This window comes from Thermodesulfovibrio sp. 3907-1M (genome assembly GCF_040450955.1).
In the GTDB taxonomy this organism is placed as follows: domain Bacteria; phylum Nitrospirota; class Thermodesulfovibrionia; order Thermodesulfovibrionales; family Thermodesulfovibrionaceae; genus Thermodesulfovibrio; species Thermodesulfovibrio autotrophicus.
The window spans coordinates 1628180-1643342 of sequence record NZ_CP144373.1; the positions used below are offsets into that span (position 1 = coordinate 1628180).

Below are 15163 nucleotides of genomic sequence, written 5' to 3' on the forward strand. Positions count from 1 at the left end.
TAATCAAGATATGATTTTCTATAGGCAATTTTAGGAGTGTCTCGGTAATTATGTGATATAATGTCTGTCATAAAGATGAAAATAAGGGAAAAATTCATTTTCATTGATAAGTTGAGCTTTTTCGGGAAAAATCATGTTTTCATCTCCTTTTTAATAGGTATTTTTGTAGGCATTTTTGCCATACTTTTTATTTATGCCATAAATTTTATCAACTCCTTTGTACTTGAAAGGTTTGTTTTATATATTCAACCAAAACCATATGGAGAAGGTGGAGAATCAGAAACATACAAATTCATATTTCAGAAGCCTTATCTTCTTCCAATGGTTGTCGCAGCAGGAGGTTTTATAGGAGGACTCTTAACCTATTTCTTTTCTCCAGAGTCCCGTGGAATAGGAACAGATGCTGCCATAAAGGCATATCATGAGGGACAGAGTCTTTCTATAAAAACCTCCATAATCAAGCTTATTACATCTGCCATAACAATAGGTACAGGTGGAACTTCAGGCAGGGAAGGACCAATTGCTCTTATTGGAGGTAGTATTGGCTCATGGATGGGAAAGATATTTAATCTTGCAGAAAAGCAAAAGAGAATTTTTCTTGCAGTTGGACTCGGAGCTGGAATTGCTGCTATTTTTAAAGCTCCCTTAGCAGGTGCACTTATCAGCGGAGAAGTTTTTTTTAAAAGAGACTTTGACATTGAGGCAATGTTATTGAGCTTTATAGCTTCTGTCACTGCCTATACTGTAGCCTGTCTTGTTTTTGGTTTTCAGCCAATATTTTCAACTCAGATACCTCCATATATAAACATAAAGGATTTATTTTTCTATGTAGGGCTTGGCATTGTATGTGCTATTGTGATAAGAGTTTACATATTTTTATTTTTTTATATAAAAAGTAAATTTGATGCTTTTTCTATTCCCTCTTATATAAAACCCGCAATTGGTGGAGTTATTACAGGTGCTATAGGAGCCTTTATCCCTGTAGCTATAGGAAATGGCTACGGATGGATTCAGTTGATCATAGATGGAAAACTTTTGGATATGAGTTTCATAACAATGGGTATTGCTGGAGTTATTCTTGGAGTATCTTTTACTCTTGGTTCTGGTGGTTCTGGAGGAATTTTTGGCCCTTCTGTTATGATTGGAGGACTTACAGGAGCAGTTTATTGCCTTTTATGGAACAGGTTCATAAATCTAAACTTACACCTTCCTTCATTCATAGTAGTTGGGATGGTTTCTCTTTTTGGTGCTGCTGCAAAAGCTCCTCTTTCCACTTTGATTCTCATTGCCGAGATGACAGGCGGATACAGTCTTCTTTTACCTGCCATGCTTTCTGTTTTTACAGCGTATTACCTGAGTGGAGATAAGACAATATTTCCAAGTCAGGTAAATACAAAATTTGACTCTCCTGCGTACAGGGATGAATATGGTATTTATGTGCTTCAGAAGCTTAAAGTAAAAGAATATATGAAACCAGCTATAACTGTAAATCCAGAAACTCCTGCGACAGAGGCTTTTCATTTAATGAAAGAGAATTTTATTGGTGGTTTACCAGTATTGAGCGAGGGCAAAGTTGTTGGGATAATTACAAAGGAGGATATAAAGTCTGCTAAAAATCTGGTACAAAAAAAAGTGGGTGATATAATGACAAAAAAGGTTATTACAGTTACAGAAGAAGATACCTTGGCTCACTGCCTTGAGATAATGACTAACAGAGGTATTGGAAGGCTTCCTGTAGTAAAACGCTCTGGTGTTGTTGTTGGAATAATTGCGAGGGTTGATATAGGCAAAGCCATAAGAGAGAATCTAAAAGAAAGTTAAGTTAACCTCTTTCTGAAAGAGCCTTACATCTTTCGCAGAGTCCAAAAAACTGAATATCAGAACGCTCAATTGAGAACTTAAACTTCTCAGTAAGAGTGTTTTTTAAATATTTAAGAGGATCTTGCTGTGTTTCAAGGTCAATTTCATAATCAATGATTTTACCACAGATTCTGCAAACAAGATGATAATGCTCAACTGTTTCTTTTCCTGCAATAAATTCATAACGGGCTCTTCCATCTTTGAAGTCAAACTTTCTTAAAATTCCAAGTTCTGTTAAAAGCTCAAGAGTTCTGTAAACAGTTGCAAGTCCAATTCCCGGGTAAAGTTCCTTAACTTCAAGAAAAATTTCTTCAGCACTTAGATGACCTTTTTTTGAAGACAGAAGATTTATTATGGCTTCACGGGTTTGTGTCCATTTTAAACCACATTCTCTAAATCTTTTCTTGCAACACCATCCTTGTTCAAAAGCCATGAAAACTCCTTTTTATCAGCTTTGATTTTTAATTATACCACAGAAATATCACCAGGATTAACCTGTTATTTGAGGAATATGACGCTTTGAATGATAAAATATTAAAATGCTTAAATGGTTTTTTAGAACTTTAATTGCCGCAGTTTTAGTTTATTTTACTTACGTAATTATTTATCCTTTTGTCGTGGATGTTTCTTATTTAAAAAAGAAAAATCCGGAGTTGACTGCAATGATGAAGTATCGCATGGAGCAATGGCAAAAGGAAGGCAGAAAAATAAAAATCAAAAAAATATGGATGCCTCTTAATAGAATTTCACCCTATCTTGTCAAAGCTGTGCTTATTGGTGAAGATGACAAATTTTACAGCCATTCAGGCTTTGATATTGAAGGAATAAAAAAAGCAATTGAAAAGGATATAAAAGAAAAAAAGCTTAAATACGGAGGAAGCACAATCACCCAACAGCTTGCAAAAAATCTTTACCTCAATCCATCAAAAAATCCGGTAAGAAAGATTCAGGAAGCAATAATTACATGGAGGCTTGAAAAAACTCTATCCAAAAAGAGAATTCTTGAGCTATATCTCAATATTGCTGAGTGGGGTGAGGGAATTTTTGGTGTAGAGGCTGCATCAAGGCATTACTTCGGGAAATCAGCATCAGAGCTTACAGCAATGGAGGCAGCAAGGCTGGCTGCATCTTTGCCAAATCCTCTTAGATACAGTCCTGTAGGAAATTCAAGATTTATTGAAAGACGGGCAAATCTTATTTACTTTATAATGCAGAAAAGAGGGATAATCAAGGAAGAGTATACAGAGCCAGAAGAAAAAGATTCTATGCCCGTTTTACAGGAAACTCCATTAGAGTCTAATCAAAAGAATGAACCCGACCAGCCTCCTTCAAAATAGCCTCAATTTCCTTGAAGATTGGCAGTTTTATAATTTCATCAATTGCAAAAGGAAGCTTTCTCTGCCAGTTAGGATACTCAGTGGTTGTTCCAGGAAAGTTTATCTGCTCTTCTAAAAGTAAGATATCCTCAGGATATAAAAGAAGATATTTTGAGGGAGTTTTTGCAAGAAATCTTAATATGGCAAAAAAAAGCTCTTTTAGAGAGTCTCCTTCAAGCAAGCTTTCTTCTTTTAAGAGAGCAATGATTTTTTCTTTATCATTCTGTCTTTCCAAAAAAGCATTATGAGCCTGTTTTTCATCGTAAATTTTAAATTTATTTCTCAATTCTATGTCCTTTCCATTCCAGAATCCTTTAAGTGTTGGCAAATCATGGGTTGTTATGCTGCATAGAGAATCTTCAGGATAAATACTAGATGGTTTATATCTTTCCTGAGTTTTTTCAAAATAAAAAACTCTCCATGAGCATATTTTTCTTTTAATCAACTCATTCTTCATCCATTCCTCTGCTGTTCCGAGGTCTTCTCCTATGACTCCTGTCTGGTTTAACTGACTTTCAAGTGCAATAATTCCAAGAAGGTCTTTCCATGGATATCTTACATAGGCACCATTGTATGGAGAAGAACCTTCAGGAATCCAGAATGCTCTAAATAAACCAAGAGCGTGATCAATTCTGAGAAGCTTTGTTTTCATATTTGCTCTTAAAGTCTTTATAAAGGGAAGGTAAGCCTTTTCTTTTAATTTAAAGGGAATCACAGGAGGTGCTCCCCATTTCTGTCCCTTTGGATTAAAATCATCGGGAGGCGCACCATATTCTGCCTTAAGAGCATAAAGCTCCTGATTAATCCACACATCAAAGCTTGATTTAATTGAGCAGAAACCCATATCAAGTAAGACTGGATATTTTTTAATCTCCTCAAGTTCACTATCCACAAGCCATTGAAGATACTCATAAAAGAGAACTTCTTTTTCATTGTCTCTGTAAATTTTATTCAGGACTTCTTTGCTGGGATGCCGAAATTCAGGACTCCAGCTCTGCCAGTCTTTTCCAAATCTTTCTCTCAGGAAACAAAAAACTGAAAAGAATTTTAAATCCTCTCTAATTGCTGGGCAAAGCTTATTTTTATAAGCGATGAAATTCCTGGCATCTGCATTGATGTAATCCCTGTAAAATGCTTCAAAGTCTTTTCTGAGGTATTCCATTTTTTCTTTCCAGACAGATGGATACTCAAAAATCTTCTCATTTTTAAGCTGGACTGGACACTTTGATAAATAAAGAGGCGTATTAAACTGCCTTGATATGGCTGAATAGGGACTTATTCCACATATGTCCTCAGGGTCATTAAAATGTAAAGGATTTATGCTTATAAATCCTCCAATACTTTTTAAGTATTCTGCCAATTCCCTCAAATGGGAAAAATTTCCCTCTGCGCTTTCTTTTAAGCTCCAGAGATTGCATTGAAGCCCCCATATTTTATTTTTATAGGGCACAAAACAATTCTCTGGCACAACTATTAAAACAGTTTCACCGGTGGTTTTCTCTAAAGAAACTCGTAATCTGTAATAACCAATTGGCAAAGAAGGAATGGGAATGCTGTATTTTTTCTCTGCTACAGGTGAGCACTCTACCTGAAAACAAAGAGCGTCACCTTTGTCAGCCAATTCCTCAAAAGGAAAAATTTCAATCATGGCGTATTTCATTCTGCAGCAGCCTTTTAGATAAACCTCTACAGGGTAACCTGGCTCAATAACATACACTGGTTCTAAAAAAGCAGGATAACTCTTAAAGTATTCAATCCAATGCAGAGCCTCTTCAGGGCTAATTCCCATAGAATAAATTAGTTGAGCCTTTGTTTCAAAAGATATTTCAATGTAATTGCCTTTACAATCATAGTAAAAAGGAATTACTCCAGCTAAATCTGAAAGCTCACATATCAATTGTTTCAGCTGCTTCAAGGTAAAGCTCTCCAGCATCGTAGTCATAGGCAAAAAGCTCTGCATATCTTCCCCAGTCTATGGCTGTCTCAAGCTGATTCCATGATTCTTCAGGCGTAAAATGATTCTTGAGAATGTCAAGAAAAAACTCCTCAGATACCCTATGTTTTGAAATTGTTGACAGAACCTGCATAATCTGTTTAATAAGCTGAACATTCTGAAGAGCAACTTCTTTAAATATTTCTTTTTTCTCAAGAGTATCAGCCTCTGCCCATTTTTTACCTTTTTCAGTGAGAATAAAGTCACCCTCCTTTATCTCTCCAAAATCAAGTATTACGGAGGCTTCTATCAATGGGAAAATATCATCCACCTCCATGCTGAGCTCTGAACTCAGGGCATAGATATCAACTCTTCCACCCTTATCATGAACAAGTTCAATAAGTCCTGCAATTGCTCCAACTTTTGCATGGGGAAGGAACTGATATCTGCCGGCAGCAAGCAGAAAGGGAATTTCTTCCGGTGATTTTATAAGAACAGTGTATATTTTATCCAGTAAAAATTTGAAATCTCTTGAATTTCTGTCTCTCGGATAGGGCATTTCAATGGGTATTTCAGCTTTTATTTTTCCTGGATTATGACTTAACACAATAGCCCGGCTTGACATGCTTACAGCTTCCTCAATATTGTGTGTTACAAGAATAATTGCCTTTGCTGGCATTTTTCCATTTCTCCATAAGTCAATAATGTCTCCACGTAAATTATCAGCTGTAAGGACATCAAGGGCTGAAAAAGGTTCATCCATAAGTAGAAGTTCAGGTTCCACTGCCAGTGCTCTTGCAATTCCAACTCTCTGACGCATTCCACCACTTAGTTCTCTTGGATAGGCATCTTCAAATCCGTCAAGTCCAACAAGGTCAATTGCTCTCAAAGCTTTTTCATTCATTTCCTGTTCGTTCAATCCCTGTCCTACCAGCCCAACTTTAACATTTTCAAGAACAGTAAACCATGGAAAAAGAGCAAAACTCTGGAAAACTACTGCTATCTTAGCTCTGGCATTTTTAAGCGGTGTTCCTTTATACAAGACTTCTCCTTCAGTGGGCTCCACAATTCCTGCAATGATTCTTAAAAGGGTTGATTTCCCAGCACCTGACTGTCCAAGAATTGAGACAAACTCACCCGAATATATTTTGAGATTAATATCTTCTAAAACTGTGATTTCTCTTCCTTTGCCTACCAAAAAAGATTTTTTAATGCCTATGGTTTCAAGGATAATTTCTTTTTCCATAGTCTACTCCAGAATATATTTTGTTTTAGCTAAAATAAAAAGTCTTTTCCAGACCAATCTATTTATTCCAACAACAATGAAGGACATAAAACCAGTGGAGAGCAATAAGACTCCAAAATTTCCAGAAGCAGAAGACTGACTTATTAATGCACCCAGCCCTGTTGTATGCATGATTTCTCCACCAAAGGAAACATACTCACTTACAATTGTAGCATTCCACGCCCCTCCACTGGCAGTAATCAAGCCTGTAACAAGATAGGGAAATATTCCAGGAAGTATGAGAGTTTTCCATCTTCTCAGTCCTTTAATTCCATAGGCTTTAGAGATCTCTATCAAATCTTTTGGAATAGCACTTGCTCCAGCAATTATATTAAAAAGAAGATACCACTGAGTTCCAAGTAGCATCAGAAATACTGCTCCAACATCAAGTCCTCCACCGAGTTTAATTAAAAATAAAAGAATAACAGGGAAAACTGCTGTTGCAGGAACACTTGCAGCTATCTGAACAATTCCCTGCAAGATTTTCGCAGCCTTTGGATTCAGTCCAATGTAAACACCAACCGGAAGAGTCCATGCAAGAGCTATTAATAAAGCCATTGAAACCCTCAGCAATGAATAAGAAGCAGCTTTTATTATGGTTATAATATCACTTAAACTGACAGATGAAAGGAGATGGGAAGCCTTGAAAATAGCCCAAATAATCACCATTAAAATGATCAATAAAGAAACGAATCCCGTTATTTTGCTTAGTTTATTAATAAATGGATTTTCTGAAAAGGCAAACTTCCTGTAACTCATTTTTTCCATTTTGTTAATTGTGCCGGTAATAAACTCTCCTACTTTTTTAATAAAAATAGAGCCTGAAAAAAGATTTAATACAAAGGACTCTCTTTCTTCTTCTGGTGGAACTGTCTCTAGTCTGAATTTTTGTGACCATACAATGAGAGGTCTCCATACAAAGAGGTCAAGAATAATTATCAAAAAAATCATTGTGCCAAGTCCATAAATTACATGCTCAATATTTCCTTTATTCGCCGCTGTCTGAATATAAGAGCCAATTCCTGGCAGTCTGAAATCTTTATCTTCAAGGATGAACATCTCACATGCCATTAGAAAAAACCAGCCACCTGCTACACTCATCATGCTGTTCCAGATAAGGCCTATGGCGCTAAAGGGAAGATCAAGTCTTAAGAACTTTGAAAATTTATTCATTTTGAAAACTTTCACTACTTCTTTTAATTCCTTTGGAATGGTATTGATGGAATGATAAAAGCTAAAGGTCATGTTCCATACCTGTCCAGTAAAAATAAGAAGAACACATGCAAGTTCAAGTCCGATTCTTTTGCCCGGGAAAAGAGATATCATTGCCAAAACAACTCCAGGCAAAAAAGAAAGCACAGGAATTGACTGAAGAATGTCAAGAAGGGGAATCATTATTTTTTCATGAATCTTGCTTCTTGATGCAGTATATCCATACCATATTGAAAAAAGGAGTGAGAGTAAATAGGCAGAAAAAATTCTTGCCAGAGACTGAAGGGCATATTCCGGAATATTTGAAGGATTTAGATCTATCTGCAGAGTCCTTTCATAGGGAGTGCTCCACTGAGAGGCAATATATATAATGAAAGAAAGAATTCCCAGAATAATAAAAAATACTGCTATATCAATTGCTCTTACTTTAAATGTTTCAGCAGGAATAGAGATGGGTATTTTCATTTTAAGCTCCCTTCAAGAAAAAATCTTAAAATTATAAAACAATTCAAGCAATATTTACCATAAATCGGAAATTTTAACCTCAAGGGCAATCTCAAGGACGGGCTTCAGTTGAATAAAAAATGGCTGCTAAATTCAATTAGCAGCCAAAACTTAAATTAATAAGAAAAGATTGATTTAAGCTGGTTTAAATATTCTCAACCATCTCCCACACACCGCAGGGGCATATCCCTACACAGAAGCCACAGGCAATGCATTTATTGTCATCAACAACATACTCATATCTTCCATCAGGCTTTTCCACTCTGCTTATTGCACCCCAGTAACAGGTCATCTCACACATGTGACAGTCTCTGCATGAGCCACAACTAAGACACCTCTCTGCCTCCTGCTCAAGAGAAGATGTGGCGCGACATCTTTCATAGTAGTCAAGTTTGATTTTTTCATAGGGGATTCTCTGCCTTAAATCCCTTGTTACAGGTGCATGCATCAACTCTCCATGCAGATACTCGGCAAGAATTCTTCCATGCCCAATTGCATGAGTGACAAGCCCCAAGCCTGTTACATCACCAATTGCATAGACTTTTGGATCAGATGTCTGGAAAAATTCATTTATAACGACCCAGCCCTTTTCAGTATGAATCTGTGGCGGAATAAAATCAAGGTCAGGCATATCACCTATTGCCATAATTACAAAATCTGCATCAAGACTTGTTCCATCCTTGAAGTAAATCTTTTTTTCCTCTGGAACATATTTTTCAGTGAACTTGGGCCAGAGGATCTCCACACCTTTTTGTTGTGCCCGTTCAAGCTCTGCTCCAAAAGATGCAGGTTTCTGAATATCAATTGCAGTTACTTTTTCTGCTCCACACAAAAAAGCCTCTACTGCAGCATCCATTCCCACATTGCCAGCACCAATTATAACCACTTTTTTCCCTTTAAGATCAAATGGTTTACCTTCATTTGTTGCCCTTAAAAATTCATACGCTGAGATAGTATGCTCTGACCCGGGGAAAGGGATTTTTCTTGGTTTATGAGCTCCAACTGCTATAACGACAAATTCGTATTCTTTACGTATTTTTTCAAAAAGCTCCTTCGTAACCTTTGTATTAAGACGAACATCTGGCACAACTTCAATGAATCTTTCTATTTCCATGTGAAGAATTTTTTTGTCAAGTCTATGTTCTGGAATACAAAGCTCTATTTTTCCACCAATTTTATCTGTTGCTTCAAACACTGTGACACTGTGTCCTTTAAGGCTTAGTTGCCATGCAACAGACATTCCTGCAGGTCCTGCTCCAATCACAGCTACTTTATGTCCTGTTGGTTCTGCCTTCTTTGGGGGAGGAAGCAAGGCTGAAGCTTTACCGAGCTCTTTTACAGAGATGGGCATATCAATTCTGCCACGGGTACATGCCTGCATGCATAGATTTGGACAAATCATTCCACATACAGTTGCAGGAAGAGGACTGTATTGAAGTACGAGTTCAAGTGCTTCTTTTATTTTGCCAAGTCTGATCAGCGCTGTTCTTTTATGGGTTGGTATGTTTGTTGGACAACTGTATGCACAGGGTGGAGCATATTTTTCATTTGCCCATACTGGTTTGTATCTACGATATTTGCCAGTTACTATGTATGGGATAACAGTGGGTTCATGGTCAATGTATTCAGCAAATATTCCACCCTGACCAACTTCTTTTTCCCAGTAGTTTTTTCTGAATTCTGAGATTTCAATCTTAAACCATCTTCTCCTTCTTCTTTCCTGTGGTGTAAAGGGGACAAGTTTACGCCATTGCTCAACATCTTTTGTGAGTTCATCATAATAATCCATTCTGTCAATGGCAGTAAGAAATGGCTTAAGATTTTCACATAACCACTGCCAGTCCTGTTCACTTAGTTCAAGAAGTTTTACATCTCTTTCACTGTATCCCTCAATTCTGCCACGGAAATAAATTACACCACCTACCATTCCAACGCAGGGTCTGTATCCAAGCACTGTTCTTGGATTCCGCGGATTTACTCCACAGATTACTGCAATTCCGCCAGCTTTAAACTCAGCAAAGGAGTCCCCCACATCTCTGAAATACCAGGACTGAGGAGGATCAAATCTTGGATTGTGTTTTGTCATTGTATCACATCTTGCACCACCACTTCCCTGAACATAAAGAATTCCCTGTGCAGCAGCATTCCATGCTCCATTTGTAGCATCTCCAAGCACTGTGATTTTTGCACCACAGTTGAGCCATCCAACATCATCGGAAACTCCATTTTTTACCACTATCTCTGTGCCGAACATTCCCATTGAACCACATCTCTGTCCAACAGGTCCTTCTACAGTAACTCTCACAGGCTCACCCTGTGGATATATTCTTCCACCAATTCCGTGCTGTCCATCAGCATAGACATGTAGATTTCTTGCACCTTCTCTGACAGCTTCCTGAATGTAGTCCTCAAGAATTCTTGAGGGAATCCTTCTTCCTTTTACATTTCCATGAATAATTACAGATTTTTCATCAACCCATTTTACCACTTCTTCATATGGGATAATGGTTTCATGTAAGCCAATTTTTGGCATTTCTCTTTGTGTTGTTTTCTTAGCAGGCATAGCTTATCTCCAACCTTTCTGCCATTGCTTTATCATCTATACTTAATCCATCAGACATTCCAATTGGAAGCTCTGTGCTTCTTCCCATCGGTGCGAATATCTTACGAAGTTCAACATCAGCAGCCTTAAATACTTCCACAAGCCTTTCTGCAACTTTATCAGGATCAAGACGCCTGTAAAGTTTAGGGTCTTGCGTTGTTATTCCTCTTGGGCACTTTCCTGTATTGCATATGTTGCAACGGTTGTATTCATCGCCAAGACAGTCAGCAGTTGCCTGCATTATATATTTTCCAACAGCAACTGCACTTGCACCAAGCATTATTAGTGCTGCTGCATTTGCTGCGAGATTTCCTTTTTTACCAATTCCTCCTGCAGCAATAAGTGGAAGCTCGTTCTGTTTACCCTGTTTTACAAGATCAAGATAGCATTCTCTGATGTTTGATGCAATTGGATGTCCCATTTTATCAAGAGATACATTGTATGCAGCTCCTGTGCCACCGTCTTCCCCATCAATGCATAAAGCAGCAGCATAGGGGTTTCTTGCAAGATTGTTAAGAACTGCTTTGGCAGTCCGGGTTCCAGAAATTTTAGGATAAACCGGCACTCTGAAGCCAAAAGCCATTGACATTGACTGGATCATCTTCATAACAGACTCTTCAATTGAATACTTTGTTTGATGAGTTGGAGGTGAAGGAAGATCTACAAATTGAGGAACTCCTCTTATTTCTGCAATCAATTTTATAACCTTTGGAGCCATCAATAAGCCACCGTCTCCTGGTTTTGCACCCTGACCGTATTTTATTTCTATTGCTGCAGGGTCTTCAGTCATATATGGTAAAGTGTGAATTATGCTGTCCCAGCCAAAATAACCTGAAGCAATTTGCAAAATAAAATATTTCACATATCTTGATTTAAGAAGTCTTGGAGGAAAGCCTCCTTCACCTGAGCACATAACAACAGGAATTCCTTCAACCTCATTAAGATAGGCAACTCCCATTGCAAGTCCTTCCCACATTGTTGGAGAAAGTGCGCCAATAGACATGCTTCCAATCATTATAGGAAATATTTCTCTTACTGGCGGAATAAACTTTCCTGAGGATTTATCAACAACAAGTCTGCCATCTTCAACTTTAAGAGGCAATTCCTCTGGAGGAAGAATTCTTCCTATGTATGAGCGGACTCTAAATTCGTGTCTTCCAGCATCAAGGGCAGGGTCTGTAAGCATTGAGATTCTTGTGAACTTAAGTCTGTCAAGAGTTGATACGCCTGGATCATTTCTTCTCCCACCTCTTTTGTATCCTTCTCCTCCACGATTCTTATAAAATAAAAATTTATTCTGAGGATTGTATTCAGGCTCTATAGCATTATTTGGACATACAAGAGAACATATGGCACATCCAGTGCAATAGTGTTCAATATCATTAACCTGTTCAATTACATGAATTATTCTTCTTACAGGTCTTGGCTTTGGAGTATCTCCACCTGATTCAATAACTCTCACGTATTTAACGGCAGGTCTGATGGCTCCCTGAGGACATACTGCTGTACATTGTCCGCAGCGTTTGCAACGGTCTTCTCTCCAGCGAATTATGTAAGGAAACTCTTTTAGTGTTAATTTATGATTAAAGTCAAGTCTTAAACCTGTAGCTGGTTCCATACTTTTACCTCCTTTGCACCTGGTGATACAATCACCATGTCATACTTCATTGGATATATATCTTTTGATTTATCTCTTTCAGGAATGACTTTGTCAAGTCCACAAAGCTCTGACATAAGTGCATATTTACCTTTTACGCCTCCTACGACTCCTGGTCTCAGTTTTTTTGCATCCTGAACCATAAAGCATGTGCCATCAGGAGTAAAACCTATCACCATATTAGGACCGTCAATACAAAGAGGACGAAGGGACATTTTTAAAAGTGATAAAGCTTCTCTGTCAGGTCTCTGTTGTATTTCTTCCCATTTTAATGGAGTAATTATGTCTTTATAATAAGTAAGCGGAAATCCAAGCTGTCTTACAGAATAATGCAGTATGTGGCAGAACACTTCACTATCTGAATTATATCCCACATAGCCAGGAAATCCTCTACTCATAAGAAACTCTCTAATAGGAACAAAGGCAGTATTTTCACCATTTGTCATTGTGCAGTATCCCTGAATAAAGAAGGGATGACATGCATAAAGATATATTTGATAGTTAGTATTCTGCCTTCCCTGAGCGAATATTATTTTCGCCTCAAGGTTGTCTTTATCAAGTCCAAAAAATTCGGCAAGTTCAAGAGGATCACCCACTTCTTTGATGGTTACAATATCAGGATAAAAAGAAAAAACAAAGATTGATTCATCGGCTTCGCCCATTTTTCTCAGGGTTAATCTCGTATTCATAAGAAGGTCTTCTTTTTCTCTGTCTGATTTATCCTTCCAGTCATCAGGATAATCATAAACTCTTGCAAAATAATAGTCCCTTCTAATGATACCCTTTACAGGTTTAATTTTAGGTGTCCACTCATGCATTAGCTTAAAGCCACACTCTTTCATGTAATCATCAAGAATCTCTTTGCCCTTTCTTGAGCAAATTCCTGAAAGTATAGGATATTTTTTTAAATCTTTAAACTCTCCTCCCAGATCCTTAAGTGTAAGCCCAAGCCCTGAGCCATCGTGTCCTTCTTTCATTGTTTCAAGGGCAAGAATATTTTCCATTGGTGAAAAATATTTAGATGATGTTATAGCTGCCAATCTACACATCAGTAGTCTCCCTTCGGCAAATGGTTACCATAACTTTAGAATATTACCAAAGCTACATTTTTGTCAAATATTTTTTGTAAACTTAATTTGCCTTCTCCTTTTTAAGGCTTAGCTCGTTGGGAATTGTTACAAAAAACGTTACAGTTACATGATTTTTGTTAGAGGCAAAAAATGTTGACAAAATTTTAAATATTGATTATCATACTTCTATGTCTATATGGTAACCGTTAGCCGTTTAAAATTAATGGAAAAGTTTTATATAAATATGGTTAAACTATTTTTGAAAGCTAAAATTTAAACATAAGGGGCTTTGCCTCAATAAAAAACTGTAGGAGGATGTTATGACTTACACAAAACCGAGAGATGAAAAGGATGTAATGAAACTGGTCAAGGAGATGAATGTCAAGTTCGTAAGACTGTGGTTTACTGATATTCTCGGACAGCTAAAAAGCTTTGCCGTTCCAGTTGAAGAACTTGAAATGGCTTTTTCAGAAGGAATGGGGTTTGATGGTTCATCAATTCACGGATTTGCAAGGATTGATGAGTCAGACATGATTGCAAGACCTGATCCAACAACCTTTGCTATTCTTCCATGGAGACCATCAGAAAGCGCTGTTGCAAGAATGTTCTGTGATATCTATGAGCCTGATGGAACGCCTTACAAAGGAGACCCCAGATATATTCTGAAGTTAAATCTTGAAAAAGCTGCAAAAAAAGGTTACACCTTTTATCTTGGTCCAGAGCTTGAGTTTTTCTATTTTAAATCGGACAGAAATCCCGAAACTCTTGATGAAGGCGGATATTTTGATTATCCCCTTGATGCTGCAGAAGACCTGAGAAGAGACACTATCCTGGCTCTTGAACAGATGGGTATCAAAGTGGAATACTCACATCATGAAGTGGCACCTTCTCAGCATGAAATAGACTTGAGGTATGCTGAAGCTTTACAGATGGCAGACATTGTTATGACATACAGAGTTGTGGTAAAAGAGATTGCCAAGAAGCATGGTGTTTATGCCACATTCATGCCAAAACCACTTTTTGGTGAAAACGGAAGCGGAATGCATACCCATCAGTCTCTATTTAAAGGTGATAAAAATGCCTTTTTTGATGCAAAAGACAAGTACTACCTTTCAGATGTGGCGAAAAGCTACATAGCAGGAGTCTTAACTCACATAAAAGAAATTACTCTTGTTTTGAATCAGTGGGTTAACTCATACAAAAGGCTTGTTCCTGGTTATGAAGCTCCTGTTTATATCTGCTGGGCAAGAAGAAATAGGTCTGCACTTATAAGAGTTCCACTTTATAAACCCGGCAAAGAAAAAGCAACGAGAATTGAGTTAAGAAGTCCAGACCCAGCATGCAATCCCTATTTAGCCTTTGCATGTATGTTAAATGCGGGATTGACAGGAGTGGAGAAGAAGTATAAACTGCCTGAGCCAGTTGAAAAGGATGTTTATCATCTTGATCCAGAAGAAAGAAAAGCTCTTGGTATAGATAATCTTCCGGGTAGCTTGATTGAAGCCATTGAATATGCTGAAAAAAGTGAATTGCTCAGAGAAACTCTTGGAGACCACATATTCACAAATCTCATTGAGAGCAAAAAGAAGGAGTGGGATGACTATCGCATCAGAATTTTCCCCTATGAAATTGAAAGATATTTACCGATTCTTTAAATTTAGAGG

Annotated in this window: 10 protein-coding genes; 3 read left to right on the forward strand and 7 right to left on the reverse strand. The window is 37.6% G+C overall.

The genetic code is table 11. From position 1 onward, the window contains the following. Positions 1-75: 75 nt before the first annotated feature. On the forward strand, positions 76-1821 hold the full coding sequence (locus V4D30_RS08430) for a chloride channel protein (RefSeq protein ID WP_353683885.1): 1746 nt from the start codon (positions 76-78) through the stop codon (positions 1819-1821). A gap of 1 nt (position 1822) precedes the next feature. Here the strand turns inward: V4D30_RS08430 and V4D30_RS08435 are convergent, their stop codons facing one another. Beyond that, positions 1823-2293, reverse strand: coding sequence for a transcriptional repressor (locus tag V4D30_RS08435; protein WP_353683886.1), 471 nt, complete (start codon positions 2291-2293; stop codon positions 1823-1825). A gap of 106 nt (positions 2294-2399) precedes the next feature. On the opposite strand from V4D30_RS08435, the gene mtgA reads away from it, so the two are divergent. Then, positions 2400-3197 carry a monofunctional biosynthetic peptidoglycan transglycosylase gene (gene mtgA / locus V4D30_RS08440; protein ID WP_353683887.1) on the forward strand — a complete coding sequence of 266 codons (798 nt, stop codon included), beginning with the start codon at positions 2400-2402 and terminating at the stop codon, positions 3195-3197. Here the strand turns inward: mtgA and malQ are convergent. The 6 genes from malQ to V4D30_RS08470 all read right to left on the reverse strand — a co-directional run bounded on the left by malQ (position 3157) and on the right by V4D30_RS08470 (position 13478). After that, positions 3157-5151, reverse strand: coding sequence for a 4-alpha-glucanotransferase (malQ, locus tag V4D30_RS08445; protein ID WP_353683888.1), 1995 nt, complete (start codon positions 5149-5151; stop codon positions 3157-3159). The genes mtgA and malQ overlap by 41 nt on opposite strands. After that, complete coding sequence (locus tag V4D30_RS08450; protein ID WP_353683889.1) at positions 5123-6415, reverse strand: nitrate/sulfonate/bicarbonate ABC transporter ATP-binding protein; 1293 nt, start codon at positions 6413-6415, stop codon at positions 5123-5125. Before V4D30_RS08450 ends, malQ begins: the two co-directional genes overlap by 29 nt. 3 nt (positions 6416-6418) lie before the next feature. Then, positions 6419-8131: an ABC transporter permease subunit gene (locus V4D30_RS08455; RefSeq protein ID WP_353683890.1), complete on the reverse strand. Its 1713-nt coding sequence runs from the start codon at positions 8129-8131 to the stop codon at positions 6419-6421. A 184-nt stretch (positions 8132-8315) separates the two neighbouring features. Continuing rightward, entirely contained in the window at positions 8316-10733 is a 2418-nt protein-coding gene (locus V4D30_RS08460) for an FAD-dependent oxidoreductase (protein ID WP_353683891.1), read from the reverse strand. After that, positions 10723-12390 carry a glutamate synthase-related protein gene (locus tag V4D30_RS08465; RefSeq protein ID WP_353683892.1) on the reverse strand — a complete coding sequence of 556 codons (1668 nt, stop codon included), beginning with the start codon at positions 12388-12390 and terminating at the stop codon, positions 10723-10725. The genes V4D30_RS08460 and V4D30_RS08465 overlap by 11 nt, the downstream gene beginning before the upstream one ends. Further along, a complete protein-coding gene (locus V4D30_RS08470) occupies positions 12369-13478 on the reverse strand; it encodes a glutamate synthase (RefSeq protein WP_353683893.1) in 1110 nt (369 codons plus the stop codon). Before V4D30_RS08470 ends, V4D30_RS08465 begins: the two co-directional genes overlap by 22 nt. Before the next feature lie 341 nt (positions 13479-13819). Between V4D30_RS08470 and glnA the strand changes: the two genes are divergently transcribed. After that, entirely contained in the window at positions 13820-15154 is a 1335-nt protein-coding gene (gene glnA, locus V4D30_RS08475) for a type I glutamate--ammonia ligase (protein WP_353683894.1), read from the forward strand. Positions 15155-15163: the final 9 nt, after the last annotated feature.